A 26188-nucleotide genomic window follows, 5' to 3' on the forward strand; every position below is an offset into this window, starting at 1 on the left:
GGGCGCGGCGGCATCAACCCGATCGATAGTCGTCGAGCATCGGCGCGAACATCTCGTGCCACGCACGCGGCTTCGCCTTGATCGTGCCGGCGAGGTACAGGAATTCGACGTAGTCCATCAGCTGGTTCGGCAGCACCGAGAAGCGCGTGTCCGGTGCGGCGAGCATCCGCATCACGTCGTCGTGCGACACGCCGACGCCCGACGACGCAGCATAGAGCGCGGCCGCCGCGCGCGGGTCCTGCGCGATCAGGCGGTTCGCTTCGTCGAGCGCGCCGAGAAACGCGACGGCCAGCGCCGGCTCCGTATCGACGAGCCGCTTCGGCGCGAACACGACATCGAGCGTCAGCGGGCCGAGCACGTCGACCGAACTCACGACGCGGTGGATGCCCGGCTGCCGCAGCTCGAGCGTCGAGAACGGCGGCGACGTGAAGTGCGCGGTGACGCCGTTCTCGCGGCGGATCAGCGCCTGCATCGCCTGCGGGTGCGGCAGGTTCACGGTGATCGAATCGAGCTGCGCGAAATGCTTCGGGCCGAGCTGCCGGCTCGCGACCATCTGCAGCACGACCGCCGACAACGACGTGCGGATGCCCGGCACCGCGATCCGGTCGGCCGGCGTGAAGTCGCGCAACGACACGAGCGCCGGCCGGTTCGCGTTCAGCGACAGCGACGTGGTCGACAGCCCGCTGATACCGATCACCTCGACGTTCGGAATACCGCGCGCCCGTGCCCACAGCTCGATGAAACCCGGCGCGCCGGCCCCGGCGAAATCGAGCGTGCCGGCCATCATCGCGTCGTTGACGGAATTGCCGCCGTCGAGCAGCACCCAGTCGACCGCGACGTCGCGCACGCCGTGGCGCGCCGCGTGCAGCTCGAACAGCCGCTGCTTCTCCATCACGAGCAGCGGCAGGTACAGCACCCCATAGCCTTTGGAAATCCGCACTGTGCGCGGCTTCGCGCGCACGAGCGCAGGCGCGGCGAGCACGCCGAGGCCGGCGGCGATCAACGCGCGGCGGCGCGGCGACGTCGTCATGCGCCGGCCTTCCCTGCACGCGCGGCACGCGCGGCACGAGCGGCACGAGCGGCAAGCGCCAGGCGGCCGGGGCCCGCGTCGCCGCACCGGCGAGCGCCGGCCGGCGACGCGCTGCACCGCGCGTTCGGCGCACCCGTTTGCTGCTGCATGTTGCCGTCTCCTGTGGTTCTGGTATTAATGGCCGTCCTTGCATCGTCCGGCTCGACACAGGTTATCGACCGAGTCTGAGAAAATGCTGACATCCCGGCCCCGGGAAAACCCCTAACCCACCCACCTGCGAAACGGCACCATGCGCATTCTCGTCGTGGAGGACGATGCCGAAATCGGCGCGGCGATCCGCAACCGCCTGGCGCGGCTCGGCCATGCCGTCGATCTCGAAACCGACGGCGCGACCGCGCACGGGCTGTTGCGCGTCGAGCGCTTCGACCTCGTCGTGCTCGACGCGAACCTGCCCGGCATGGACGGCTTCACGGTGCTGCGCCACCTGCGCGCATCGGGCAGCACGACGCCCGTGCTGCTCGTCACCGCGCGCTCGGCGATCGACGACCGCGTGAGCGGCCTCGGCCTCGGCGCCGACGATTACCTCGTGAAGCCGTTCGACTACCGCGAGCTCGATGCGCGCGTGCAGGCGCTCCTGCGCCGCAACAGCGGCCACGCGAACGACGTGCTCACGCTCGGCGGCCTCGTGATCGACCGCAGCAGCCGCCTCGCGGAACTCGACGGCCAGCCGCTGTCGCTGTCGCGCCAGGAATTCGCGCTGCTCGAGATCCTCGCGAGCCGCCCGCAGCGGATCTTTTCGAAGGACGAACTGCTGAACCAGCTGTTCAGCTTCGGCAACGAGCCGACCACGAACGCGGTCGAGCAGTACGTGACCCGCGTGCGCAAGAAGCTGCAGGGCAGCTCGGTCGAAATCCGCACCGCGCGCGGGATGGGGTATCAGATTGCGGCGCACTGACTGGTTCCCGAAGACGCTGTTCGGGCGCACGCTGCTCTTCATCGCGCTCGTCGTCGCGACCGGTGCACTCGCGCTCGCGGCGATCGCCCGCTACTACGCGGGCGTCGCGGCCGAACGCGCGTATGACCAGTTGCTTGCGGGCGCATCGATCCAGGTCGCGGAAAACCTCTACGTGCAGGGCGGCGTGCTCGCGCTGAATCCGCCGGTGGCCGCGCTGTCGACGCTGTCGCGCTACGACCTCGTCTACTACAAGGTCGTCGATTCGCGCGGCATCGTCGTGGCCGGCTACAACGATCTCGCGAGCCCCGCGACGCTCGCCGCCGCGAAACAGGGCCCCGCGTTCGCGAATGCTGTCTACCAGGGGCACCGGATCCGCACCGCGACCATCGCGCGCTACATGCCCGAGGAAAGCACGCCGGGCTGGGCGCTCGTGACGGTCGCGCAAACCACCAACGCCCGGCAGCAACTCACGAATGACATGAGTTTCAAGGTATGGACGCTGATCCTGCTGATGAGCGTGCTCGCGATCGGCGCAAGCGGCCTCGCGATCCGGCGCGGCCTGCGCCCGCTCGCGCAGATCGGCACGATCATCGCCGCGCGCGACCCGGCCGACCTGCGGCCGGTGGCCGTCGATACGCCGAGCGAGATCGACGCGATCATCGGGTCGATCAACGGGCTGATGCACCGCCTCGCCGAGCGGATCAACGCGATGCAGCGCTTCATCGCCGATGCCGCGCACCAGATGCGCACGCCGCTCGCGCGGCTCGACGCGCAGATCGAGCTGCTCGACGGCGAAGCCGATCTCGCGCGCCACGCGGCACGGCTCGATGCGCTGCGCGCGACCTCTTCGGACGTCGGCCGGCTCACCGGCCAGCTGCTCAATCATGCGATGGTGATTCATCGCACCGAGGCCGTGCCGCTGCAGCCCGTCGACCTCGTCGCGCTTGCTAAGGACGTGCTCGGCCGCGCGATTCCGCTCGCCGGCGAGCGCGACGTGGCCGTCGCGTTCGCGAGCGATGCGCCGCTCGCGTGGATCGACGGCGACGCGATCAGCCTGCAGGAAGCGCTGTCGAACGTGCTGCACAACGCGCTGCTGCATGGTCATGCGGACGACATCGTCGTGTCGGTCGCGACGCAGGGCAACGTGGACGATGCGGTGACGCTGACCGTCACCGACAACGGCCGCGGGATTCCGCGCGAGCACTGGGATGCCGCACTGCAACCGTTCGTGCGGATCGCACCGGACGGCAGCGAGCGGCGCACGGGGTCCGGCCTCGGGCTCGCGATCGTGCAGGAAGTGATGAAGGCGCACGGCGGGCGCGTCGGGTTTGCGTTTCCCGAGGCGGGCGGGTTTGCGGTGGTGTTGACGTTTCCGCGCGCGGCGGGGAGCGGCGAGGAGAAGGCATGAACCGACGGGCCCGGGCCGGTTCATGCACGTGCACGGCAGGCACTCAATCGTCGCTGCCGTCATCGAAGCGGGTGCGCTCCGCATGCCGCGCCACCGCCCGATCCAGCTCGTCATACTGACGATCGCAGAACAGCCGGCACAACGTATCGACATCCGCGCGCGTGTCGACGTCGATCGTATCGACGTGCTGCTCCAGCTTACCTTTGCCGATCCCGAACAGCCCCTTTTTCATCCGCATCGAGACGGCATTCAACTGGAAGCCGTCCGCATGCGCATCGCGCAGCGCGGTCACCCACAACTCCCGCTGATCGTCGGCATGCTGCAGCACGAGGGCCGGCAACGGGCCGTCCTGCGTGGTGTCCCATTCGGCATGCTGCGCCGCCCACGGAAACGCATCGAACGCCTGCATGAACGACGCGTAATCCGTCGCGCCCTGCGGATCCAGTTGCTTGAAATCGTAGCCGACTTTCTGAACGGAATAGGTCAACATGGTGCGGCGCTCCCGGTGGCGGTGATGGCGACTGAGCGCCAATCTACCTGACAATCCGGCGTCTATCACCGTTTTTTGCCCCACCGCCCCACCCGCTACGCCGCCACCGCCTCCCCGCCGAGATACGCATCGCGCACACGCTCGTCGTCGAGCAGCGCCTTCGCGGGCCCTTCGAGCACGACGCGCCCCGTCTGCAGCACGTACCCGTAATGCGCGATCTCCAGCGCGAGGCTCGCGTTCTGCTCGACCATGAACACGGTCACGCCCTGCCGGTTGATCGCGTCGATCAGTTCGAGCACCTTGTCGACGTAGAGCGGCGACAGCCCCATCGTCGGCTCGTCCATGCAGATCAGCTTCGGCCGCGCCATCAGCGCGCGCGCCATCGCGAGCATCTGCTGCTCGCCGCCCGACAGCGTGCCCGCGCGCTGCGTCAGCCGCTCGCGCACACGCGGAAACAGGTCGAGCACACGCTCGTAGTCCTCCGCCACCGCCGCGCGGTCGCCACGCGTGTACGCGCCCATCAGCAGGTTCTCGCGCACGCTCATGTCGCCGAACAGCCGCCGCGCCTCGGGCACGGCCGCGATCCCGCGCCGCACGCGCTGCGGCGTCGCGAGCGCCGTCACGTCGTCGCCGTCGAAACGCACGACGCCGCGGCGCGGCCGCATCAGTCCGAGGATCAGCTTCATCGTCGTCGACTTGCCGCTCGCGTTGCCGCCGAGCAGGCTGACGATCTGCCCGCGGCCCACTTCGAAGTTCACGTCGAAATGCACCTGCACCGGCCCGTAGAACGTGTCCAGGTGTTCGAGTTTCAGCAGCGCGTCGGTCATGGTCGTGTCGGGTCCGGAAGAAAGTGCCGTCATGCGGCCGCCTGTGCCGTGCGGTCGGCCGGCGCGCCGCCCGCATGCCGGCGGCCGAGGTACGCCTCGATCACGCGCGGATCGTGCCGCACGTCGCGCGGCGCGCCTTCGGCGATCTTCACGCCGTTGTCGAGCACCATCACGCGGTCGGACACGCGCATCACGAGTTCGAGCTTGTGCTCGATCAGCAGGATCGTCAGGCCGCGCGCCTTCAACGACTGGATCAGCTGCAGCATCTCGGCCGTCTCCGTCTCGTTCATCCCGGCCGTCGGCTCGTCGAGCAGCAGCAGGCGCGGATGCAGCGCGAGCGCGCGGCCGATCTCCACACGCCGCCGGTTCGCATACGACAGGCTGTGCGCCGGATGATCGATGCGCGGCGTGAGGCGCTCGCCGAACCCGGCGACGATCGCGCGCGCCTCGTCGCGCAGCGCGGCTTCCTCGCGCCGCACCGCCGCGGGCCGCACGAGCGCGCGCAGCACCTCGGCCGCCGCACCCAGCGCGGGCCAGCCCGGCCGCGCCGCGCGCAGCCGCGCATGCGCGCCGATCAGCACGTTGTCGAGCACGCTCAGGTTGCCGAACACGCGGCCGTGCTGGAACGTGCGCGCGATGCCGAGCGTCGCGAGGCGTTCCGGCGCGGTGCCCGTGATGTCGCGGCCGTCGAACGTCACGCGGCCGGCATCGGGCCGGTCGGCGCCCGCGATCAGGTTGAACAGCGTCGATTTGCCCGCGCCGTTCGGGCCGATCACGCTCAGCAGTTCGCCTTCTGCGAGTGACAGGCTCGCGCCGTCGAGTGCGGTCACGCCGTCGAAGCGGCGCGTCAGGCCCTGCACGTCGAGCAAGGGTCGGTTGGTGGTCATCGCATTCCTCCTCACACCGTGCCGAGCAGGCCCTGCGGCCGGAACCGGACCAGCAGCAACAGCACGAGGCCGTAGATCAGCATCCGGTAGTCGGCCGCCCAGCGGAACAGCTCGGGCAACCCGATCAGCGCGATCGCACCGACGATGCCGCCGAGCACGTTGCCGAGCCCGCCGAGAATCACCATCGTCAATGCGAGGATCGACACCTGCGAATCGAAGGTCTGGTGGTTGATATAGCTGTACAGGTGCGCGGCGATCCCGCCGCTCACGCCGGCCGCGACGCCGCCGACCGCGAACGCGATCGCCTTGTATCGGTTCGGTGCGATGCCGTGCGCACGCGCGGCGACGTCGTCCTCGCGCACCGCGCGCAGCGTGCGGCCGAGATGCGAGCGCAGCAGCCGCACCTGCACGAGCGCGAACCCGACGAGCACCGCGAACGTGAACCAGTACGCGGCCCGCGCGGTCGTCGCCCACGGCAGCGGCGCGATGCCGGTGATGCCGAGCGGGCCGCGCGTGAGGCCGTCCCAGTTCAGGATCACGAGGCTCACCACTTCGCCGATGCCGAGCGTCGCGATCGACACGTAGTGCCCGCGCAGCCGGAACGCCGGATAGACGAGCAGCGTGCCGAGCACGGCGGTGATCACGCCCGCGCACGGAATCGTCACGGCCGGCGACCAGCCGAGATCCGACGACAGCAGCGCCGACGCATACGCGCCGATCACGAGCAGCGCCGCGTGGCCGAGCGAGATCTGCCCGACCGTGCCCGCCACCAGCGTGAGGCTCAGCGAGAGCAGCCCGTACAGCCACGCATTGGTCAATGTCTGCAACACGTACGGCGATGCGCCGAGCCACGGCAGCACGGCCGCCGCCACGACCAGCGCGACGAGTACCGGGCGCGGCACGCGCACGGCCTTCGCGGCCGCGAGGAAGGTGCCCGTCATCGGCTCGGGCGGCAGCGCGCGGTTCGCGCTGAACAGCCCGTTCGGCCGCCACACGAGGAACACGATCAGCAGCCCGAACGCGAACAGGTCGCGATAGCTGGTGCCGAACAGCGCGACGCCGTAGCTTTCGACGAGACCGAGCAGCAGGCTGCCCGCGATCGCGCCCGGCACGTTGCCGAGCCCGCCGATCAGCAGCGCGACCACGCCCTTCAGCGTGGCCTGGAAGCCCATCGCCGGATCGATGCTGTTGTAGTACATGCCGACCAGCAGCCCGCTCACGCCGCCGAGCGCGCACGCGATCGCGAACACGGTCTGGTTCACGCGGTCGACGTCGACGCCCATCTGCAGCGCCGCGTCGCGATCCTGCGCGGTCGCGCGCACGGCCCAGCCGAGCCGCGTGAAGCGCAGGAAGCCGTACAGCAGCGCGGCCGCCGCGATGCCGATGCCCGCGATCAACAGGTCGAGCGAGCCGAGCGTCGCGCCGGCGATCCGCACGTGCCAGTCGGGCAGCGGCGTCGGCACCGCGCGCGGGTCGGCGCCGAACGCGAGCTGCGCGAGCTGGTCGAGGATGAAGCTGATGCCGATCGTCGCGAGCAGCGGCGCGATGCGTGCCGCATGGCGCAGCGGCCGCAGCCCGATGCGCTCGATCGCGATGCCGAGCGCACCGCAGCCGACGACGACCGCCGCGAGCGCCGCCGGCAGCGGCAGCCCGAAGCGCGTCAGGCACAGCCAGCCGATGAACGCGCCGACCATGTAGACCGAGCCGTGCGCGAAGTTGATCAGGTGCGACACGCCGAAGATCAGCGCGAGTCCGACCGCGAGCAGCGCGTAGATGTTGCCGACGATGAGGCCGTTGAGCGTGTAGTCGAGCCAGGAAGCCATCACGATGCGTCCGTTACATGCATGCTGTTCAGGGCCGGGCTCAACGCGCGGCGAGCTGCGGTTTCGCGCCGTCCCACAGCGCCCACTGCCCTTGCTTCACGACCAGATACACGGTGCGTGCGCCCGCGACGCGACGCGTCTGCGGATCGAAGCGCACCTTGCCGAAGATCACGCTCGGCACGTCGCTGATTTTTGCGAAGCCGTCGTGCGCGGCCTGGCGCGTCGTGCCGTAGCGGCGCAGCACTTCCGCCGACAGGATCAGCGCATCGTATGCACGCGCGACGAACGAATCGGGATCGGCGTGGAATTTCGCGCGATAGCGCTGCACGAATGCCTGCACCTCGGGGCGCGGTTCGGCCGGGAAGAAGTTCGATTCCGTATAGACGCCTTCGACGGCCGTGCCGCCCAGTTCGAGGAACTTCGGCGAGTACACCGAACCGACCGCCGCGATCGGCAGCGTGAGCCCCGATGTACGCGCCTGGCGCACGATCTGCGCACCGTCCGCGTAGTACGAGATCAGCACGATCGAATCGGGCTTCGATTCGCCGATGCGCACGAGCGTCGAGCGGAAATCCTTCTCCGCCGGCTGATAGCCTTCGGCCGCGACGACCTGCGCGCCGAGCCCCGTCACGGCCTTCGCGAAGATGTCCTTGCTGGTGCGGCCCCAGTCGGTGTTCAGGTACAGCACCGCGATCCGCTTGAAGCCGAGTTCCTTCACCGCGTAGCGCGCGAGCAGCGGCTGCTCCTCGGCCTGGCTCAGCGCGGTGCTCCACAGATAGTCGCCGCCCTTCGTGAAATCCGGATGCGAGTTGGTGAAGCCGAACTGGATCAGCTGCCCGCGCTGGTAGATCGGCGACGCGGCCATCGACGTCGCGCTCGAGAAGTCGCCCAGCTCGATCGCGATGCGCGGATCGGCGACGAACTTCTGCGCGATCGCCACGGCCTGGCGCGGGTCGCTGCGGCTGTCCTGGAAGTCGACGGCGAGCGGACGGCCGTGAATGCCGCCGCTGCCGTTGATCTCGTCGAGCGCGAGATCGAAGCCGCGCTTCCATTGTTCGCCGTACTGCGCATCCTGGCCCGTGAGCGGCCCGCTCACGCCGATCACCACCGGCTCGCCCGACACGCCTGCCGCGAGCGCACCGCCCGTCGACAAGCCCCATGCGGCAGCGAGCGCCGCCACCGTGCCCAGCACGCGCCGCCATGCGCCGCGTGCGTCGTTCCCCGAAACGTTCATGCGTCCCCCAGCTTCAGTCAGTCGAAAAGAGTGAGGGCATGTAACCACCCGGTTCAGGACGATCCAACGAAGTTTTGCGCATATCGATATAGCGCGCGGCGCGAAGCGGGTGAGGCTTGCGAGCGACCTTCCGCACACCCCGCCTCGCGCGATGTATCCGCATGCAACGCATCACGTTGATTCGATTGGCGTTTCGCTCGCGGCGCCGATCGCAACCCGCGTTCAAGCACGCGCAATCGTCTATCGCAACGATCGGGCGCTTCGCAGTTTTCGCGCTGTCGATAGCAAAAATCATTATATGAATCGTGCATGCTCACACTTCTACAATGCGCAAATCGCATCATCGGAAGGTGTCATGGAGCTGCATCAACTCGAAGCCTTTTCCGCGGTCATGTCGGCCGGCAGCGTGACCGGCGCGGGCGAACTGCTCGGCCGTTCGCAGCCGGCCGTCACGCGGCAGATCCAGGAGCTCGAAGCCGATCTCGGCTACGCGCTGTTCGACCGGCACGGCCCGCGCGTCACGCCGACGCGGCGCGCATTCCTGCTCTACGAGGAAGTCGAACGCTCGCTGGTCGGCCTGCGTGCGATCGAGGCGCGCGCCCGGGCGCTCGGCGATGAAAGCGCCGAGCCCGTGCGCATCGCGGCAACCCCTTCGCTCGCGGCCACGCTCGTGCCGGCCGCGCTCGCCGCGCTGCCCGACGATGCGCAGGCGCCCCACTACCAGTTGCGCAGCGAATCGGCCGAGCATGTCGTGCACGAGGTGCTGGCCGGCACGGCCGATGTCGGCGTCGTCACGCTGCCGATGGCGCACGCGGGGCTCGACGTGCACTGGATCGCGCAGACGCCGTGCGTGGCCGTGCTGCCCGCCGGCGACCCGCTCGCGGCGCAGCCGCGCATCGCGCTGCGCGACCTCGCGCGCCGCCGCATCGTGACGGTCGCGAACCGCCACCGGCTGCGCCAGCGGATCGATGCGGCATTCGCGGCCGCGCGGGTCGATGCGCGCGTGTTCATCGAAACCAATGCGTCGCTGAATGCGGTCATGGCCGCGCGTGCAGGCATCGGGATCGGCATCGTCGATCCGGCCACGGGCGTGGCACTGCCGGTGGAGGGCGTCGTCGCGCGCCCGCTCGACGTCGACATCCCGTTCGCGTTCGGCGTCGCGACGCCCGCCGGCAAGGCACGCACGTCAGCGGTCGATGCACTGCTCGACGCGCTGCACCGTACGACGCGCGCGCTGCTCGACGACGTGATCTTCCACGACGCCGCCGCGCACGACGAATTGCTGCGCGGCGACCGGCTGCGCGCCGAGCGTGCGCCGCGTGCGGCAACCCGCACGACGCGTGCACGCCGGACCCGCCCGGAGGCGGCATGACGACGACCGATCAATTGCACGCACTCGAAGCCCGGCTCGCGCAAGACCTGCGCTGGCTCGACCTGCCCGCGCCGTCGTGGGTGCCGCCGCGCGAGGCCGACGGCACACGCGTGCTCGACGTCGCGATCGTCGGCGGCGGCATGGCCGGGCTCGCGGCATCCGCCGAACTGCGCCTGCTCGGCATCGACAACCAGTGCGTGATCGACCGCGCGCCGGCCGGCTACGAAGGCCCGTGGGTCACGTTCGCGCGGATGGACACGCTGCGCTCGCCGAAGCAGCTCGCGGGGCCCGCGCTCGGCCTGCCCGCGCTGACGTTCCGCGCGTGGTTCGAAGCGCAATACGGCCGCGACGCGTGGGACGCGCTCTACAAGATTCCGCGCACGCAATGGATGGACTACCTGCGCTGGTACCGGCGCGTGCTCGACCTGCAGGTGCGCAACGACACCACGCTCGTCGCGCTGCGCCCGCGCGACGACGGCCTGCTCGCACTCGACGTGCGCGGCAACGGCGAAGCGCAGACGCTGCTCGCCCGGCACGTGGTGCTCGCCACCGGCCGCGACGGGCTCGGCGGCCCGTACGTACCGCCCGTCGCGCAACGCGCGCCGCGCACGCGCTGGGCCCATTCGTCCGAGCCGATCGATTTCGCGGCGCTCGCGGGCAAGCGCATCGGTGTGGTCGGCGCCGGCGCATCCGCATTCGACAATGCGGGCACCGCGCTCGAAGCCGGCGCCGCACGCGTCGACCTGTTCTTCCGCCGCACGGACATCCCGCGCATCAACAAGCTGACGGGCATCGGCAGCCCGGGGCTCGTGCACGGCTACGCCGATCTCGACGACGCGACGAAGTGGCGCTTCATGCACTACGCGCTGACGTCGCAGACGCCGCCGCCGCGCGACAGCGTGCTGCGCGTGTCGCGTCACGCACAGGCGCACTTTCATGCGGGCAGCCCGATCGAGACGCTCGCGGAACACGCGGACGGACTCGACGTGACGACGCCGCGCGGCCGCTACACGGTCGACTTCCTGATCTTCGCGACCGGCTTTCATTCGGACTGGACGACGCGCGCGGAATTCGCGTCGTTCGGCGCGCAGGTGCGGCGCTGGAAGGACCGCTATCGACCGGAGCCGGGCACGTGGATCGACGAGCTCGCCGAGTCGCCCGATCTCGGCCCCGCGTTCGCGTTCCAGGAGCGCGAGCCCGGCGCTTGCGCGGCCATCACGCGAATTCACTGCTTCAACCATGCGGCGAGCCTGAGCCACGGCAAGCTGTCCGGCGATATCCCGGCCATCAGCGCGGGCGCCAGGCGGCTCGCGCACGGCATTGCGAGCCGGCTGTTCGACGCGGACCGCGATCGCCACTACGACGCGCTCGTCGCGTACGCGAACGCCGAACTGCAGGGCGACGAATGGCACGACGCCGACGCATGAGCGCGCGTCCATCGATCACATTGACGACGAAGGAAACCCGAAACGATGACTGAATCCATCACGCCGGCCGATGCGCCGGACACGATCGACGCGGTGGCCGGCCTGCGCGATGGCGACGCCGTCGCCGCGCTGCGTCGCGCACGCGACAAGGTGCTGCGCCATACGCGGCTGAGCGAAGCGGCGCTGTTCGATCCCGCGTTGCCCGATCTTTCGTTGATCGAACGACTGCACGCGGCGCGGTATGTTGCTGAAAAATCGAACGCTCGCGTGCTGGCCGACACCTATCGCGCACGACTGCTCGACGCAGGCGGCACGCTCGACGATATCGCCCGCGCAGACGCCGAGGCGTTCGACACCTTGCCCCGCCGCCTCGGCGCGATCCTGTCGCATGCACGCCTGCTGACGCACTCGCCGGTCGATGCACGGCCGTCCGATCTCGACGCGCTGAAGTCGGCCGGGCTCACGACGCCCGCGATCGTCGCGCTGTCGCAGCTCGTGGCGTTCGTCGCGTATCAGTTGCGCGTCGCGGTGGCCGCGCAAGCGCTTCAGGCACGTGCTGCAACGGAGGCCGCATGACGACGACCACTCACGGCTTCACGTCCGACACGCTCGGCTGGCGTGCGTGGCTCGACACCGTTTCGCTCGATGCCGCGACGCCCGACCAGCTGGCCGTGCTCGAAGCAAGCCACCCGCAAGCGAAGACGTCCGACTATTACCTGCTGCTCGTCCATCTTCCCGAGATCCTGCGGCAACGCTCGGGCGTATTCAACGCGATCATGTACGGCCCCGGCGGACTGTCGCGCGCGGAGCGCGAACTGGCGAGCACGGCCGTGTCGCGCGTGAACGGCTGCGTGTACTGCGCGTCCGTGCATGCGCAGCGCTTTACCCAGCTCGCAAAGCGCACCGACGCGATCGAGCAGGTGTTCGACGATCCGGCGACGGCCGGCACGACGGCGCGCGAACGCGCGATCATTCGCTATGCGATCGCGCTGACGGAGCGGCCCGACACGGTCGACGCGGGCGATATCGCCGCGCTGGAAGCCGAAGGGTTGACGCATGAGGAGATTCTCGACCTGTCGCACGCGGTCGCGATCTTCGCGTGGGCGAACCGGTTGATGCTGACGCTGGGCGAGCCGGTGTTTGCGGAATCGGCGGCCGGCGCCTGACCCTTCCGGGGCGCTGACCTGACGTGAACCGGCGGGCAAGGCTGCGCCGGGTCTCACGCTCAGGCGCGTCGCCTAGGGTCGGGCATGGCGCGCTTTCGGCATGCCCGTCAGAACACGCCCGGAATCAGTCGATATCGAACCTGCGACTTGTACGCACGATAAGCTTCGTCTTCCGACAGCACACGTTCCTCCAGCACGATTCTCCCGATCTGCAACAGCATCCAGGCGCCGATCGTGACCAGGTTTCGGGTACTGAAATTGCTGAGCAGGAAACCGATTTCAGACAGCAGGTAACCGGCATAGATCGGATGACGCACGAAGCGGTACGCACCGGACGACACGACCCCGCGGTTGGCCGGCAGCAGACCGAACGAGCGCCCCAGCGACAGCTTGGCGAACAATTGCCACACAATCCCGATAATTTGAAAGCCGCCCCCGGCCCACTCCGGAATCAGGTGGGTACTGGCGGTCAGTTGATAGGCGAGGCAATAGAACGAACCGCCGATCGCAGAGCACACCGAGACGGGATGCCAGTCGCGTCGTCTCGGCAATTTTGCAAAAGCCGAGAATCCGACGGTCAGTACGGCGGAAACCAGCAGCAGGATCAGCGTGATCCGGCCCGGGTTCACTCGCCACTGCAGATAGATCGCATAGGCAAACAGGCCCAGCACCGTCACCGAACACACGCGAGCGCCGAGCTCGATCAGATTGATCCGCTCCGATTCGTCGCTGGCCGTCGCGTGCACTGCCGGCGTACCTGGCGCGCACGTTCCTCGTCCCCTTGCATCCCGTATCGCTTGTGCCATGTTATTGATTTGTAATTTATTAAGGACTTTTGCATTACCTCGCATTACCGTTTCAGACTAGCACGCCCGATCGACTACCGAGTGGCAAAGTTTTGACTTTCTGACATTAATTAGCGTATTTCCCGAGCCATGGGTCAAACCTGGATGCCGAAGCCGGACAGCGCGCCGCGCGGACAGGATCATCTCCGTCGTGCGCAAACGATTGGCTGTTACGCCGGGTGAAACCGGCCCGCTTTCAGCTCGCGATGTCGTGATTGAAATCGAAATCGGACAACGGCGCGTCGCGGCACATGTCGCCCCGACCGCCCTGATTCGCCACCGCTACGTGGCCGATCCAGCCGCGGCCGGGCGCTTTGGCGGCAACGCAGCCAGCTCGCCCCGCGCCCGCGTCACGCCTTGTGCGTCGACAGCAAAATACTCGTCTCGGTATTCGCGATCCCGTCGATCAGCCGGATCGCGCCGAGCACGCGATCGAAGTGCTCGAGCGAATCGGCATGGAGTTCGGCGACGAGATCCCAGCGCCCGTTGGTGCTGTGGATCGACGCGACGTTCGGATGCCCGCGCAGCACCTTCACCACTTCCGCGCCGCGATTGCCCTGCACGGCGATCGACATCAGCGCGCGGATCCGGTGCCGTTCGGCCGCAGGCTTGAGCCGCACCGTATAGCCGACGATCACGCCGTGCTTCTCCAGCCGCGTCAGCCGGTTCTGCACGGTTGCGCGCGCGACGCGCAATTCCTTCGCCAGCGCGACGACGGGCAGTCGCGCGTTGTCGCGCAGCAGCGCGATGAGCTGCCGGTCGACGTCGTCGAGCGTGATCATGAACGAGCCTTCCTGTTGAACGTGAACCGGCCGCCAGCGTGCCGGAGCCTTCGCCTATCGACCAGTGCAACTTGGTCAAACTGCCATATCTGGCCAGCAATTTGCAAAGTCTATCGATAAATCTGCCACTTTTGCCGTCTTTTTGTTGGCTCGACTCGCCGAAATAATGACGCTATCGACCGGCGAGATGTGCCGCAGCGCCGCTTCCAGCAAGCCGGGACGCGCGCCGAAGCACCGCGCGGTCGACCAGAACGCCAGGGACACCCGTACCGGCACTGAGCATTTGCAAAGCATGGGACCCGAGTAAGCGCTAAAGCGCTAACTCGGGTCGACAGGAGACAAACGCATGACCCGCTTCCTCGACGTTCCCGCCACCGCCCGACTGATCGCCCAGACCGGCGTCACGACGTTCCTCCGCGAGCTCGTCGACACGCTGCGCGCCGATTACCTGCACTGGGCCGACTTCGACAAGTCGCCGCGCGTCGCGTGCCACTCGCGCGACGGCGTGATCGAACTGATGCCCGTCGCGAACGCGTCGCTGTTCGCGTTCAAGTACGTGAACGGCCACCCCGTCAACGCCGCGCGCGGGATGCACACGGTGATGGCGTTCGGCGCGCTCGCCGAAGTCGATACCGGCTACCCGCTGCTGCTCGCCGAACTCACGCTGACCACCGCGCTGCGCACGGCGGCGACGTCGGTGCTCGCCGCGCAAGCCCTCGCCCGCCCCGATTCACGCACGATGGCGCTGATCGGCAACGGCGCGCAGAGCGAATTCCAGGCGATCGCGTTCCACACGCTGCTCGGCATCGACGAAATCCGCGTGTTCGACGTCGATCCGCACGCGACCGACAAGCTCGTGCAGAACCTCGCCGCCTACCCGGCGCTGCGCGTGGTGCGCGCCGCGTCGACCGCCGACGCCGTGCGCGGCGCCGACATCGTGACGACCGTCACCGCCGACAAGGCCTACGCGACGATCGTCACGGCCGATATGATCGAACCCGGCATGCACCTGAACGCCGTGGGCGGCGATTGCCCGGGCAAGACCGAACTCGAGGCCGGTGTGCTGCAGGCGGGCCGCGTGTTCGTCGAATTCGAGCCGCAGTCGCGCATCGAGGGCGAGATCCAGCAGATGCCGGCCGACTTCCCCGTCACCGAGCTGTGGCGCGTGCTGCAGGGCGAGACGACCGGCCGCGAACGCGCGGATGAAGTCACGGTGTTCGACTCGGTCGGCTTCGCGCTCGAGGATTACTCGGCGCTGCGCTACCTGTATGCGCTCGCGCAGCAGCACAACGCGGGCGTCGAGATCGCGCTGATTCCGCCGGCCGTCGACCCGAAGAACCTGTTCGCGCTGATCGACGACCCGGCCGCGATCGCGCAGGGTCACGCGGCGTACGTGACCGAAGCCGTCGCCGCATTCGCGCGCTGACCGTCATCCCCGGGCGCCCCGTGCGCCGCCCGGCCCGTTGCCTTTCGTTCCTGCCTTCCATGAATCTCGTATCGATCCAGGCACCGGCCGCCGTCGTGATGATCCGGCCGCACCGCTTCCTGCCGAACCCGCAGACCGCGGCCGACAACGCGTTCCAGCGCGCGGCGACCGGCGGTGGCACACCAGACGCATCGTCGGTATCGGCCGCCGCGCGCGACGAAGTCACGGCCGCCGCGCGGACGCTCGCCGATGCGGGCGTGCGCGTGCACGTGTTCGACGACCACGGCGAGCACGACACGCCCGACTCCGTGTTCCCGAACAACTGGTTCTCGACGCATCCGGGCGGCCACGTCGCGCTCTATCCGATGTTCAGCGCGAACCGGCGCCGTGAGCGGCGCGCGGACGTGATCGAGATGCTGAAGGCCGAGTACCGCGTGCAGGACGTGATCGACTACTCGGGCCTCGAATACGACGACGTGTTCCTCGAAGGCACCGGCGCGATGGTGCTCGACCACGTCGCGCGGATCGCGTACACCGCGCGTTCGCGCCGCGCCGATCCGGTCGCGCTCGAGCGCTTCTGCACGAACTTCAATTTCGAGCCGATCTGCTTCGATACGGCCGATGCGAACGGAAAGCCGATCTATCACACGAACGTGATGATGAGCGTCGCGACCGAGTTCGCGATGGTCGGCCTCGAACTCATTCCCGACCGCCGTCGCCGTGACGAGATCGCGCAACGGCTGGCCGAAACGGGCCGCACGGTGATCGCGCTCGATGCCTCGCAGATCGCGAATTTCGCGGGCAATACGCTGGAATTGTCGGGCAAGGAAGGGCGTGTGCTCGCGCTGTCGCGGCGCGCGTACGACTGCCTCACGCCGGTGCAGCGCGCGACGATCGAGCGTTCGGCACGGCTGCTGCCGCTCGACGTGCCGACGATCGAACTGGCCGGTGGCTCGGTGCGCTGCATGCTGGCGGGGATTCATCTGGCGCGGCGGGCGGCCATTCAGAACGCACCGGACGTGCCTGCAATCGAATTGGCCAAACCGCAGCGTGGGCGGGAACCGCAGGCCTGACATCGAGAGGCGAAAAGCCCGCAACGTTCGTTGTTTGATACGCCAGCGCGGAGCAGTTTCGGTACGGCTGCCACCGAGCGCAGCAAATGGCGCTGCCACGGGTACCGACACGCAAGTCTGGGCGGCCGTCGCGGTCAGTTGGTAGAGCAGGTGGGCATATCAGGCTCCGTCCTCGGCAGGCGTCATGTCGATCAGCCGGAGCACGCTAGTACGCAATGCCATGGTCGGTCGGGACATGTTCGATGCGCGCTCACGTCAACGACGCGCGCAAATCGGTCAGTGTGATCATGACTGTCATAGGGTCAAGCGGCGACGGCTCGAATCCGACCTGCAGATAGAAGCGCTGCGCGTCGGCCGACAGTGCATGTGCGAGCAGCCCGCGAATCCCGATGGTGTCGGCCGCCTGCATGACCCGTAGCCCGGCGTCACGCAGCAGCCCGCGGCCCAGTCCGCGGCCCTGCCAGGCCCGGTCTACCGCGAGCCTGGCCAACACGACGACCGGTACGGGGTCCGGCATGTTGCGGCGAAACCGTCCGGGTGCGGCCGCGACATCCACCGCACCCGACGCTAGCGCGTAGTAGGCAACGACGCGCTGGTCATCACACACCACGAAGGTACGTGACGCGCCGCTCACGTGGTTACGCAGGGCTCTCCGCTTGAGCCAATCGTCCAGGTTCGGCTCACCCGAATCGAAGGCGTCCAGGGCGCCCGCCTGCGCATGTTCGAGCGTAATCGGGGTGGGCGCGCGCAGCGTCATGCGACGGGGTCGGCCGAGCCGTCCCACGGCGCGGGCGTCCGCATCGTGCGCCGCAACTGGGGATTCGGCGCCGGTGGCGCGTCGAGCCGCGCGACGAACGCGGCATACGCGTCGGGACTGGCGCGCACCAGCGTCGCCTCGAGCAGGGTTTCCTCAGCGGCCGCGCGGGCGGCGGACAGGATGAAGTCGGTGCGGTTCTGCCCGCGTGCGGCGGCCGCGCGATCGATCAGGTCGCGTTCGTCAGGCTGCACGCGCAAGTTCAGGGTGTCGCGCTTGGTCGGGGGGCTATGGGTAGCGGACATGGAGGAGCCTCCGGTCAACAACAGTGCTTGGATACCCATATTGTACTGACATTGTCAGTACAATTCCACCGACTATCAAGGTCCAGAACACCGGCCGGAGGCATACAAGGCGGGAACAGAATCCGTCTGCGACTATCGCGCCCTGTTCAGGCGCATAGTCGGCTAGCGGCTAGGCGGTCGGATCCGCCCAACGAAGTTGCTTGTATCTCCACTACCCGCTCCGAACGGTGCCTAAACGCGGGGCAGTACGCGCTCACCCCGCCAGCAACTTCAACCCCGCCGGCAGCGTTTCGCCGAACACGCGCACCGTGTCGGCTTCGTCGAACGCGATCGCCTCGCGCACCATGTCGATCCACGCCGTCGATGCATTCGCGGCCGACAGGCGCTTGATCACGGCCTGGCGTGTGTCGTCCGGCAAATCGCGCGAACGGTCTCCGGTCATCCGCGCGATCTGCGCGGCCGCGAACGCCGCCGGCTCGACCTGTTTCCAGTCGAGCGCGAACAGCGCATCGAGCCAGCCGGTGGCGACTTCCGCCGGCACGACGCTGTGCGCGCTGCCGTAGAACGGCCGGCGCGCACCAATGCGTCCGAGTGCCCACGCGCACAGCGTGCGCTCGGCCGGCTTCTGCAATTGCGCGATCAACCGCTCGGCCAGCTCGACCTTGCGTTCGACGGGAAGTCGTTCAAGCGACGCGGACAACCGCGTCATGTCGGCCGGCCCGACCTTGCCTGGATCGAACGGCAGCTTGCGCCGCTTGTCGTCGGTCGGTTCGAGGAACGCGATCGCGTCGCGCACCTGCGTCTGCGCGTCGTCGTCGAGGCCGCCGGCCACGCGCCGCCACAACGTCCACCACTCGGACCACACCTGAGCGTCGGTCACATACTGAATCCCGTCGTCGAACAACGGCCACAGCTGCTCGATGCGCCATGCATCGAGCGGATGCCCGAAGCCCGGACGCAGGCAATAGCCGGCCAGGTTCAGCCACGCACGTTCGTGATCGGCCGAGCGCCGGCGGCGCCGCGCGCGTGCAAGCAACGCGTCGAACAATTCACGCGCGAGCGCGACGTCCCACTCTTCGCGCGCACCGAGCACCTGCTCGAGCTGCGCGCGCAGCCGGCGCGTGTCTTTCGGCGTGACACCGGCGGCCTTGCTGCCGAACGAGCGCTCGATCAGTTCGAGCGCCTGGTCGAGCCGCGGATGGCGCGCGAGCGCAGCGTCGTCGCCCTGCGCGGGCGCATCGCCGCGCAACTGGAATTCGAGCCGCCAGCGGCGCGACGCATCGTCGGTCGCGATGCAGTGCATTTCGAGCGTGCCGACTTCCGTCAGCGACGCGGTGAGCTTCACCGGGGTTTCGCGCGCATCACCGCCCGCTTTCGCGTCGACGACCGTCGCGATCGGCGGCAGCCGCACGAAATCGCCGCCGTCGAGATCGACGAGATCGCCGGGCCGATACGCGGTGTCGGCCACCGTGGATACGAGGTGGAAACGCACCGGCTGCCCGAGTTGCAGCGCGAACGTGCGATCGTCGAGCCGGATCTCGTGGCCCTCCTCTGTGCCGCGCGGCAGCAGGCACACGCCACGCGCGGCCGCGCCTTCGACGCCATCGTCGAGCACGAGGAAATAGCTGCGCGCGGAACCGCCACCGATGCGCGGCGCATGCCCGGCGCGCGCGAGCCCGTAGGCCACCGCGCCGCGCGCGACCGCGACGTCCGGATGCGCGTTGTGCAGCACGTCGAGCGGCGCACCGCGCCACGCGCCGAGCGTCTGCGCGAGACGGCCGGCGAGCGCGCCCGCGCGGAACACGCCGCCGTTGAGCAGCAGCGTGTCGGGCAGCGGGCCTTCCGCATGACGGCTCAGGAACGCGGCGACGTGCCGCGTGACGGCCGCGTCGCTCGCATACGGCAGCCCGAATTCGACGATCGCGGCACGCGCACGGCGCGGCAGTTCGCCGGCTTCGACCTGCGGAAAGAAACCGTCGACGACGATCTGCTCGACTTCCTGCCGCGTCAGCTCGGCCGAACGCGCGCCACCGACGAGCTTGCTGCCCGCGCCGAGCAGCGTGACGTTGACGGACTCGGGGGCATCGTCGCCGAGCAGCCGCTCCTTCGCGGCACGGCAACGCTCGACGAGCTGCGACAGGCTCGCGGCGGACAGCCGCGTGCCGGGCTCGGTCAGCCGCGACTCGACCAGGCGCGCGAGCGCGAGGTCCATGTTGTCGCCGCCGAGCATCAGATGGTTGCCGACGCCGACACGCGTGAACGTCGGCTCGCCGTCGCCGCCCGGCGCGACATCGACGAGCGTCAAGTCGGTCGTGCCGCCACCGACGTCGCAGATCAGCACGCGGCGCGCAGCGGCAAACGACTCGCGCAGCGTGTCGCGCTGCCCGTACAGCCAGTCGTAGAACGCGGCCTGCGGCTCTTCCAGCAGCCGCAGCGCGGGCAGCTTCGCACGTCGCGCGGCCTCGACCGTCAGCGCACGCGCGCCATCGTCGAACGATGCGGGCACCGTCAGGATCACGTCCTGCTTCGCGAGCGGTGCATCGGGAAAGCGGGCGTCCCACGCGTCACGCACATGCGCGAGATAGCTCGCGCTCGCATCGACCGGCGACACCTTGTCGACGCCGTCGGCCGCGCCCCACGGCAGGATCGCCGCGAGCCGGTCGACCGACGCGTGCGACAGCCAGCTCTTCGCGCTCGTTACGAGCCGGCCCGGTACCTGCGCGCCGAGCGTGCGCGCGTAGCGGCCGATTACGGCCGGCGTCGCACCGGCCGCGCTCGCTTTCTTCTGGGCCGCCCACGGCAGCCGCAGCGTGTCCGGCGGCAGCTCGCCCGCCGCCGGGTGATAGCGCACCGACGGCAGCAGCGGCTGCGCGGCCACCGCGCCGGGGCCGACCAGCTGCTCGACGTCGAACACGCGGATCGCGTCGGAACCGGCCTCGACGTACGCGACGACCGTATTGCTCGTGCCGAGGTCGATCCCGACCGTATAGCGCTTCATCGCGCTCAGGCGGCGCCGCGCACGTCGAACTCGACCTTCCAGCGCTCGTCCGTACCGCTCGGGATCGCCTCGAGTTCGAGCGTGCCGGCTTCGGTCACGCGCGCATGCAGCTTCACGGGCACGACTTCGCCGACGGTGCGGCCTTCGGCGGGCAGCGTCGCCTGGATTTCTTCCAGCTCCTGCAGCTCCTCCGGCGACCAGTAGTCGAGCAGCGTGCCGACCTGGTCCTGGCGGCGCACCGACGAACCGAAGAAGCGGAACTGCACCGGTTCGCCGACGACGAGGCCGAACTCCTGCGGCGGTAGCGCCGCGTCCGAGCCTTCCTCCATCCCGAACGGCGCGACGCACAGCGCCTGCACCGGCGGTTCGAGCCCCGGCACGGCCGGCATCGCCGATTCGATCGCGACGTAGTACGCACGCGCCGTGCCGCCGCGAATGCGCACGCCACGGCCGCGCTTCACGTAGCCGTAGTAAGCGGCGCCGCGCGCGACCGCGAGATCGAGATCCGCGCCTTCGAGCAGGCGCGCGGGCGGCGCACCTTCGGCGGCGAGCCAGCTGTTGAGCGTATCGAGCACGCGCTGCGTGAGCAGCGTCGACTTGAACACGCCGCCGTTGAACAGCACGGCGGTCGGATGCAGGAACGTCGCGCCCTGCGGCAGCGTGCGCTGCACGCCTTCGAGCGAATCGAGCGCCGCGACCTGGCGGCCGAGGAACGCCGCGAGATGGCGCGTGATGCCCGCGTCCTGCGCATACGGCAGCCCGAGCTGCGTCAAGCCGACACGGGCGCGGCTCACCGGGCGCGCGGCCGCGTCGACTTGCGGGAAGAAGCCTTCGAGGATCGTCTGCGTGAGTTCCGCGCGCGTCAGCTCCGTGCGGATCGAGCCGCCGATCAGCTTCGAGCCGCGGCTCGGCACGACGAGCGGCACCGCGTCGGTCGTCGGGTCGGACAGCAGCGTTTCCTTCGCGGAACGGCATGCGTACGTGAGCGCGCGCAGTTGCCACGGATCGGCCTGCGTGCCCTGCTGCGCGAGCTTGCGCGCGACGACATGCGCGAGCGCGAGGTCCATGTTGTCGCCGCCGAGCAGGATGTGCTCGCCGACCGCCACGCGATGCAGTTCGAGATTGCCGTCGCGCTCGACCACCGCGATCAGCGACAGGTCGGTCGTGCCGCCGCCGACGTCGACGCACAGGATCAGGTCGCCGACCTGCACCTGCTTGCGCCAGCCGCCCTGGCTCTTCTGGATCCAGCTGTACAGCGCGGCCTGCGGCTCCTCGAGCAGCGTCATCCGCGAGTAGCCGGCAGCGCGGGCGGCCTCGGCCGTCAGCTCGCGCGCGGCCGGGTCGAACGACGCGGGGATCGTGACCGTCACGTCCTGGTCGGCGAACGGCGCGTCGGGATGCGCGTGGTCCCATGCTTCGCGCAGGTGCGTCAGGTAGCGGATCGAGCTTTCGAGCGGCGACACGCGCGCCACTTCCGGCGGCGCATCGCTCGGCAGGATCGCCGCGCGGCGATCGACGCCCGGGTGGCACAGCCAGCTCTTCGCGCTCGACACGAGGCGGATCGGCGTGCCGGCGCCGCGCGTGCGGGCCATCTCGCCGACCGCGAAGCCGCGCGAGGCCGTCCACGGCAGCGTCAGGTCGCCCTGCGTGAGTTCGCTTTCATGCGGCAGGTAGAGGAACGACGGCAGCAGGTCGCGCGACTCCAGCGCGCCGGGCGCGGTGAGCTGCGCGATCGGCAGCACCTGCTGCGTGATGGTTTCGCCGTCGCTCGCGGCGCTGTCGACGTACGACAGCGCGCAATGGGTCGTCCCGAGATCGATACCGATCGAATAGCGCGGATCGCTCACAGTTCCACCTCCGCCGGAGCGATGACCGACGCGTCATGGCTGCCCGTCAGCTTCGGCAGGCGCACGTCGGCGACCCGCCAGCCGCGATGGCTGACGGTGCCCGTGAACGGCGCGGCGCCGACCACGTTGCCGGTCACGCGCACGGCCGTCGCGTCGAAGCCGGCCGGCAGCGTCACGCGGCTGCCTTCGGCTTCGTCGCGCACCGGCACGATCGTGAAGTGTTCGCGCAGCGCGGCACGGCAGCCGTCGTGCACGAGGCGCGCGGCCGCGCCGATGTCGGCGTCCGCGTAGCCGGCGATGTCTTCCTCGACGAAGTCGATGAAGCGCGCATCGCGCTGCAGCAGGCCGAGCAGTTGCAGCGCAGCCTGCGGGCTCGCTTCGCGCAGTTCGGGCGCCGGCGCCTTCACGGGCGCGGCGGCAGGCGCCGGGGCCGGGGCCGGGGCGGGGGCCGGCGCGACCGGTGCCGGGGCGCCATCGCGCACGCGCAGCACGCCGGCCGCGAACTCGCGGTTGCCGAGCACGGAGAAAAACGTGCCGACGGCCAGCGATAGCCGGCCGAAGAAGGACAGGTTGGATTCGGGCATGGGGTCTGGACTCCTGTGGGCTCGCGACATGGCGAGCGTTTCTTGCCTGGGCGCCCGGCGACGGCGTGCGGATGGCGCACCGCCGCCGCCCGGCGCGTGATTCGGTCGCGCCCTCGCGGGTGCGGAAAACCCGTATTTTGCCCTGTGGCGGGCGAACCGGGCAGAAGTTGGGGGACAGAACATCGCGGTGCAGCGTTTTCGGCCACGTCGGCGCGGACCTGGGGCGACGCCCGGCCGCGATGCTGCGGCGCGTCAGCGCGGCTTGCGCCGCTTCGCGTGTTTCGCCTCGAAATCGCGCGACAGCATGCCGAGCGTGACTTCGCCGAAGCGGGCGAGCAGCGTCGTCTCGGCCTCCTTCAGCGTGGCCGACAGGTGCGCGTTGACGGCCTGCTCGACCAGGCATTCGGCCTCGTCGTCGGTCACCAGATCGGAGAACAGCGGCGGCTCGCCCACCGCGCGATAGACGTCGAGCAGCGTGATGTCGTCGAGCGCAACGCTCAGCACCCAGCCACCGCCATGCCCCTTCCCCGACTGCACGTAGCCGCAGTCGCGCAAGCCGCCGAGCAGGCGCCGCACGACGACCGGGTTGGTGCCCAGCATCGTCGCGATCGCTTCGGACGTCATCGGGCCGTCGGCCTGATCCATGTGGATCAGCGCATGCAGCATCCGCGACAAGCGGCTATCGGTTCTCACGAGCGGCGCTCCCCTCTCTCGAAACTTTTGAAGTTGCGTGAATGATACCATCGCCCTATCATGCAACTTCTCGTGTTTCGTGAGTTGGGTTGAATTGCGTTTGAGTCGACCACCGTCGGAGCACGTCCGTCATTCACGCAGGTTCAGGAAAGGAGTCGGTGCATGCAGGACCATCATGAAGTGATCGTGATCGGCGGCAGCTTTGCGGGGCTGTCGGCCGCGATGCAGCTTGCGCGGGCGCGCCGCCGCGTGCTCGTGATCGATGCCGGCCGACCGCGCAACCGCTTTGCCGCGCACGCGCACGGTTTTTTCGGGCAGGACGGCAAGCCGCCCGCGCACATCGTCGAGGAAGCCGCCGCGCAGCTCGCCGCGTACCCCACCGTGCAGCGGATCGCAGGCGACGTGCTCAAGGCCGAGCGCGATGCGGACGGCCGCTTCCACGTGACGCTCGCCGACGGCAGCCGTGCGAGCGCCGACCGGTTGATCCTCGCGACCGGTATCCGCGACGAACTGCCCGCGCTGCCGGGGCTTGCGGAACGCTGGGGGATGAGCGTGCTGCATTGTCCGTACTGCCATGGATACGAGGTGAGCGGCCAGCGGCTCGGCGTGCTCGCCACGCATCCGCTGTCGGTGCATCAGGCGATCCTGATTCCGGACTGGGGCCCGACGACGTGGTTCACGCAGGGTGTAGTCGAGGCGAACGAAGAAGAAGCCGCGTTGCTCGATGCGCGCGGCGTGCGCATCGAACGGTCGCCGGTCGTGGAAATCCTCGGCGATGCGCCGCGAATCGATGCGTTGCGGCTCGCCGACGGGCAGGTCGCGCCGATCGATGCGCTGTTCGTCGGCGCACGCACGGCGATGGCGAGCGATCTCGCGCAGCAGCTCGGCTGTGCATTCGACGACGGGCCGCTCGGCCCGGTCGTGCGCGTCGATGCAATGAAGCAGACGAGCGTCGCCGGCGTGTTCGCGGCCGGCGACGCGTCGACGCCGATGACCAACGCAACGTTCGCATCGGCGTCGGGCGTGATGGCCGGGGTCGCCGCGCACCGGTCGCTGATTGTCGGGCTCGGCCGGTAACGGTGCGTGGCGTCGCGGGCCGTGTGATTCGAAGCGGCCGGGCAATCCGATTCGATGCGCGACCGACGCGATCCACCGCCGCATCGATGGATTCGCGTCGCGATGTGCGGTTTAATGCTCGGCACACCCAGCATTAAGAGACACGAAATGCTCGACCTCGACGACCTTCGACTCGTCCGCGCGATCGGCACGTCGCGCTCGCTGGCCGCGGCGGCGCGGCTGCTCGATCTCACGCCGCCCGCGGTCACGATTCGCCTGCAGCGGATGGAAGCGCGACTGAACGCCCGGCTCGCCGTGCGGCAGCCGAAAGGGATCGCGTTGACCGACGAAGGGCAGCGTCTGTACCAGGAAGCCGTCGACATCCTCGAGCGCGTGGAGGCGCTGCCGGTCAGCATCTCGGGCGACCACGGCGACGTGCGCGGCACGCTGCGCGTCGTCGCCCCGCTCGGCTTCGGCCGCAAGTACGTCGCGCGGATCGTGCGCGACGTGCAGCGCGCGCATCCGAAGCTCGACATCGCGCTTCACCTGTCGGAGAGCCCGTTGACCAGCGCGCCGGGCGCCGACGTGGTCGTTCACGTCGGCAGCCTCAAGTCGTCGTCGTGGATCGGGTATCCGCTCGCGCCGAATGACCGCTTTCTGTGCGCGAGCCCCGCCTATGCGCGCCGCATCAAGGAATTGAACCATCCGTCCGACCTGGCCCGCTACGACTGCCTGTGCCTGCGCGAGAACGACGAGGACATCCCGCGCTGGCGCTTCTCGCAAGGCGGCGACGTCAAGGGCGAACCGCGCCGGTCCGCCGTGATCCGCGTCAGCGGCGCGCTGTCGTCGAACGACGGCACCGTCATCACGGAGTGGGCGCTGGCGGGGCTCGGGATCGTCGAGCGCTCCGAGTGGGACGTCGCGCCGCTGCTGGCGAACGGCAAGCTCGTGCGGTTGCTGCCGGACTGGCACCTGCCGCCCGCCCCCGTGACGGCGCTGCTGCCGTCGCGCACCGGCCGTTCCGCGCGGCAACGGGTGTTCCTCGAAGCCGCGACACGGTTTCTCAGCCCGCCGCCGTGGCGCGGCAACGCGTGAGCGGCGCCACGGTCCACGCGGTCTTTTCGATTAAACAGTCTTTAATGGCAGATTAGCAGCGCGTTAAACCCGAGACTCATCGACAGCCCTACAGTGTCCACATCGGCAACC

The 26188-nt window shown here is 69.1% G+C and carries 24 protein-coding genes; 10 read left to right on the forward strand and 14 right to left on the reverse strand.

Annotated elements, in window-relative coordinates; all coding sequences use genetic code 11:
- Window positions 1-13: 13 nt before the first annotated feature.
- Window positions 14-1030: an ABC transporter substrate-binding protein gene (locus CFB34_RS00835; protein WP_089443203.1), complete on the reverse strand. Its 1017-nt coding sequence runs from the start codon at window positions 1028-1030 to the stop codon at window positions 14-16.
- 289 nt (window positions 1031-1319) lie between these two features.
- Between CFB34_RS00835 and CFB34_RS00840 the strand changes: the two genes are divergently transcribed.
- Complete coding sequence (locus tag CFB34_RS00840; protein ID WP_034188331.1) at window positions 1320-1985, forward strand: response regulator transcription factor; 666 nt, start codon at window positions 1320-1322, stop codon at window positions 1983-1985.
- A complete protein-coding gene (locus CFB34_RS00845; protein WP_089443204.1) occupies window positions 1972-3393 on the forward strand; it encodes a sensor histidine kinase in 1422 nt (473 codons plus the stop codon). The genes CFB34_RS00840 and CFB34_RS00845 overlap by 14 nt, the downstream gene beginning before the upstream one ends.
- A gap of 43 nt (window positions 3394-3436) precedes the next feature.
- On the opposite strand, the gene CFB34_RS00850 is transcribed toward CFB34_RS00845, so the two are convergent.
- The 5 genes from CFB34_RS00850 to CFB34_RS00870 all read right to left on the reverse strand — a co-directional run bounded on the left by CFB34_RS00850 (window position 3437) and on the right by CFB34_RS00870 (window position 8654).
- On the reverse strand, window positions 3437-3883 hold the full coding sequence (locus CFB34_RS00850) for a hypothetical protein (protein WP_089443205.1): 447 nt from the start codon (window positions 3881-3883) through the stop codon (window positions 3437-3439).
- A gap of 95 nt (window positions 3884-3978) precedes the next feature.
- A complete protein-coding gene (locus tag CFB34_RS00855) occupies window positions 3979-4743 on the reverse strand; it encodes an ABC transporter ATP-binding protein (RefSeq protein WP_039354526.1) in 765 nt (254 codons plus the stop codon).
- Complete coding sequence (locus CFB34_RS00860) at window positions 4740-5597, reverse strand: ABC transporter ATP-binding protein (protein WP_089443206.1); 858 nt, start codon at window positions 5595-5597, stop codon at window positions 4740-4742. Before CFB34_RS00860 ends, CFB34_RS00855 begins: the two co-directional genes overlap by 4 nt.
- An 11-nt stretch (window positions 5598-5608) precedes the next feature.
- Window positions 5609-7420, reverse strand: coding sequence for an ABC transporter permease (locus CFB34_RS00865; RefSeq protein WP_089443207.1), 1812 nt, complete (start codon window positions 7418-7420; stop codon window positions 5609-5611).
- 40 nt (window positions 7421-7460) lie between these two features.
- Window positions 7461-8654, reverse strand: a complete 1194-nt coding sequence (locus CFB34_RS00870; RefSeq protein WP_089443208.1) for an ABC transporter substrate-binding protein — start codon at window positions 8652-8654, stop codon at window positions 7461-7463.
- A gap of 355 nt (window positions 8655-9009) precedes the next feature.
- Between CFB34_RS00870 and CFB34_RS00875 the strand changes: the two genes are divergently transcribed.
- From CFB34_RS00875 to CFB34_RS00890, 4 genes are read left to right on the forward strand one after another with little or no spacing between them, the layout of a single operon-like run.
- Window positions 9010-10026 carry a LysR family transcriptional regulator gene (locus CFB34_RS00875; protein WP_089443209.1) on the forward strand — a complete coding sequence of 339 codons (1017 nt, stop codon included), beginning with the start codon at window positions 9010-9012 and terminating at the stop codon, window positions 10024-10026.
- Window positions 10023-11453, forward strand: a complete 1431-nt coding sequence (locus tag CFB34_RS00880) for an NAD(P)/FAD-dependent oxidoreductase (protein WP_089443210.1) — start codon at window positions 10023-10025, stop codon at window positions 11451-11453. The genes CFB34_RS00875 and CFB34_RS00880 overlap by 4 nt, the downstream gene beginning before the upstream one ends.
- 45 nt (window positions 11454-11498) lie before the next feature.
- Window positions 11499-12029, forward strand: a complete 531-nt coding sequence (locus CFB34_RS00885; RefSeq protein WP_089443211.1) for a hypothetical protein — start codon at window positions 11499-11501, stop codon at window positions 12027-12029.
- Window positions 12026-12619 carry a peroxidase-related enzyme gene (locus CFB34_RS00890; RefSeq protein ID WP_089443212.1) on the forward strand — a complete coding sequence of 198 codons (594 nt, stop codon included), beginning with the start codon at window positions 12026-12028 and terminating at the stop codon, window positions 12617-12619. Before CFB34_RS00885 ends, CFB34_RS00890 begins: the two co-directional genes overlap by 4 nt.
- Before the next feature lie 107 nt (window positions 12620-12726).
- On the opposite strand, the gene CFB34_RS00895 is transcribed toward CFB34_RS00890, so the two are convergent.
- Both CFB34_RS00895 and CFB34_RS00900 read right to left on the reverse strand, forming a co-directional pair.
- Window positions 12727-13365 carry an isoprenylcysteine carboxylmethyltransferase family protein gene (locus CFB34_RS00895; RefSeq protein ID WP_242808531.1) on the reverse strand — a complete coding sequence of 213 codons (639 nt, stop codon included), beginning with the start codon at window positions 13363-13365 and terminating at the stop codon, window positions 12727-12729.
- 449 nt (window positions 13366-13814) lie between these two features.
- Window positions 13815-14246 (reverse strand): Lrp/AsnC family transcriptional regulator, encoded by a 432-nt coding sequence (locus CFB34_RS00900; RefSeq protein ID WP_039354504.1) that lies wholly within the window; start codon window positions 14244-14246, stop codon window positions 13815-13817.
- Window positions 14247-14592: 346 nt separating this feature from the next.
- Between CFB34_RS00900 and CFB34_RS00905 the strand changes: the two genes are divergently transcribed.
- Both CFB34_RS00905 and CFB34_RS00910 read left to right on the forward strand, forming a co-directional pair.
- A complete protein-coding gene (locus tag CFB34_RS00905; protein WP_089443214.1) occupies window positions 14593-15672 on the forward strand; it encodes an ornithine cyclodeaminase in 1080 nt (359 codons plus the stop codon).
- A 59-nt stretch (window positions 15673-15731) separates the two neighbouring features.
- Window positions 15732-16745, forward strand: a complete 1014-nt coding sequence (locus CFB34_RS00910) for an arginine deiminase-related protein (RefSeq protein ID WP_089443215.1) — start codon at window positions 15732-15734, stop codon at window positions 16743-16745.
- Window positions 16746-16995: 250 nt separating this feature from the next.
- Here CFB34_RS00910 and CFB34_RS00915 read toward each other — a convergent pair whose 3' ends face one another.
- The 6 genes from CFB34_RS00915 to CFB34_RS00940 form a co-directional block, all read right to left on the reverse strand.
- Window positions 16996-17502 carry a GNAT family N-acetyltransferase gene (locus CFB34_RS00915; protein ID WP_071333118.1) on the reverse strand — a complete coding sequence of 169 codons (507 nt, stop codon included), beginning with the start codon at window positions 17500-17502 and terminating at the stop codon, window positions 16996-16998.
- On the reverse strand, window positions 17499-17804 hold the full coding sequence (locus CFB34_RS00920; protein WP_089443216.1) for a DUF1778 domain-containing protein: 306 nt from the start codon (window positions 17802-17804) through the stop codon (window positions 17499-17501). The genes CFB34_RS00915 and CFB34_RS00920 overlap by 4 nt, the downstream gene beginning before the upstream one ends.
- 253 nt (window positions 17805-18057) lie before the next feature.
- Window positions 18058-20802, reverse strand: coding sequence for an Hsp70 family protein (locus CFB34_RS00925; protein WP_089443217.1), 2745 nt, complete (start codon window positions 20800-20802; stop codon window positions 18058-18060).
- A gap of 5 nt (window positions 20803-20807) precedes the next feature.
- Window positions 20808-22649, reverse strand: coding sequence for an Hsp70 family protein (locus CFB34_RS00930; RefSeq protein ID WP_089443218.1), 1842 nt, complete (start codon window positions 22647-22649; stop codon window positions 20808-20810).
- Window positions 22646-23233, reverse strand: coding sequence for a DUF2760 domain-containing protein (locus CFB34_RS00935; RefSeq protein ID WP_089443219.1), 588 nt, complete (start codon window positions 23231-23233; stop codon window positions 22646-22648). Before CFB34_RS00935 ends, CFB34_RS00930 begins: the two co-directional genes overlap by 4 nt.
- A 252-nt stretch (window positions 23234-23485) precedes the next feature.
- Window positions 23486-23926, reverse strand: coding sequence for an Rrf2 family transcriptional regulator (locus CFB34_RS00940; RefSeq protein ID WP_089443220.1), 441 nt, complete (start codon window positions 23924-23926; stop codon window positions 23486-23488).
- 162 nt (window positions 23927-24088) lie between these two features.
- Here CFB34_RS00940 and CFB34_RS00945 point away from each other — a divergent pair, with 162 nt between their 5' ends.
- Together CFB34_RS00945 and CFB34_RS00950 are read left to right on the forward strand one after the other, a co-directional pair.
- Complete coding sequence (locus CFB34_RS00945; RefSeq protein ID WP_089443221.1) at window positions 24089-25003, forward strand: NAD(P)/FAD-dependent oxidoreductase; 915 nt, start codon at window positions 24089-24091, stop codon at window positions 25001-25003.
- A 147-nt stretch (window positions 25004-25150) separates the two neighbouring features.
- A complete protein-coding gene (locus tag CFB34_RS00950) occupies window positions 25151-26077 on the forward strand; it encodes a LysR substrate-binding domain-containing protein (protein WP_089443222.1) in 927 nt (308 codons plus the stop codon).
- Window positions 26078-26188: the final 111 nt, after the last annotated feature.

The sequence above is a fragment of the Burkholderia sp. HI4860 genome (assembly GCF_002223045.2).
GTDB lineage: Bacteria > Pseudomonadota > Gammaproteobacteria > Burkholderiales > Burkholderiaceae > Burkholderia.

What these genes read in the sequence shown, in the direction of transcription:
- CFB34_RS00835 (WP_089443203.1), bottom strand. Translation starts at nt 1,030, where the DNA reads ATGACGACGTCGCCGCGCCGCCGCGCGTTGATCGCCGCCGGCCTCGGC.
- CFB34_RS00840 (WP_034188331.1), top strand. Translation starts at nt 1,320, where the DNA reads ATGCGCATTCTCGTCGTGGAGGACGATGCCGAAATCGGCGCGGCGATC.
- CFB34_RS00850 (WP_089443205.1), bottom strand. Translation starts at nt 3,883, where the DNA reads ATGTTGACCTATTCCGTTCAGAAAGTCGGCTACGATTTCAAGCAACTG.
- CFB34_RS00855 (WP_039354526.1), bottom strand. Translation starts at nt 4,743, where the DNA reads ATGACGGCACTTTCTTCCGGACCCGACACGACCATGACCGACGCGCTG.
- CFB34_RS00860 (WP_089443206.1), bottom strand. Translation starts at nt 5,597, where the DNA reads ATGACCACCAACCGACCCTTGCTCGACGTGCAGGGCCTGACGCGCCGC.
- CFB34_RS00865 (WP_089443207.1), bottom strand. Translation starts at nt 7,420, where the DNA reads ATGGCTTCCTGGCTCGACTACACGCTCAACGGCCTCATCGTCGGCAAC.
- CFB34_RS00870 (WP_089443208.1), bottom strand. Translation starts at nt 8,654, where the DNA reads ATGAACGTTTCGGGGAACGACGCACGCGGCGCATGGCGGCGCGTGCTG.
- CFB34_RS00875 (WP_089443209.1), top strand. Translation starts at nt 9,010, where the DNA reads ATGGAGCTGCATCAACTCGAAGCCTTTTCCGCGGTCATGTCGGCCGGC.
- CFB34_RS00880 (WP_089443210.1), top strand. Translation starts at nt 10,023, where the DNA reads ATGACGACGACCGATCAATTGCACGCACTCGAAGCCCGGCTCGCGCAA.
- CFB34_RS00885 (WP_089443211.1), top strand. Translation starts at nt 11,499, where the DNA reads ATGACTGAATCCATCACGCCGGCCGATGCGCCGGACACGATCGACGCG.
- CFB34_RS00890 (WP_089443212.1), top strand. Translation starts at nt 12,026, where the DNA reads ATGACGACGACCACTCACGGCTTCACGTCCGACACGCTCGGCTGGCGT.
- CFB34_RS00900 (WP_039354504.1), bottom strand. Translation starts at nt 14,246, where the DNA reads ATGATCACGCTCGACGACGTCGACCGGCAGCTCATCGCGCTGCTGCGC.
- CFB34_RS00905 (WP_089443214.1), top strand. Translation starts at nt 14,593, where the DNA reads ATGACCCGCTTCCTCGACGTTCCCGCCACCGCCCGACTGATCGCCCAG.
- CFB34_RS00910 (WP_089443215.1), top strand. Translation starts at nt 15,732, where the DNA reads ATGAATCTCGTATCGATCCAGGCACCGGCCGCCGTCGTGATGATCCGG.
- CFB34_RS00915 (WP_071333118.1), bottom strand. Translation starts at nt 17,502, where the DNA reads ATGACGCTGCGCGCGCCCACCCCGATTACGCTCGAACATGCGCAGGCG.
- CFB34_RS00920 (WP_089443216.1), bottom strand. Translation starts at nt 17,804, where the DNA reads ATGTCCGCTACCCATAGCCCCCCGACCAAGCGCGACACCCTGAACTTG.
- CFB34_RS00925 (WP_089443217.1), bottom strand. Translation starts at nt 20,802, where the DNA reads ATGAAGCGCTATACGGTCGGGATCGACCTCGGCACGAGCAATACGGTC.
- CFB34_RS00935 (WP_089443219.1), bottom strand. Translation starts at nt 23,233, where the DNA reads ATGCCCGAATCCAACCTGTCCTTCTTCGGCCGGCTATCGCTGGCCGTC.
- CFB34_RS00945 (WP_089443221.1), top strand. Translation starts at nt 24,089, where the DNA reads ATGCAGGACCATCATGAAGTGATCGTGATCGGCGGCAGCTTTGCGGGG.
- CFB34_RS00950 (WP_089443222.1), top strand. Translation starts at nt 25,151, where the DNA reads ATGCTCGACCTCGACGACCTTCGACTCGTCCGCGCGATCGGCACGTCG.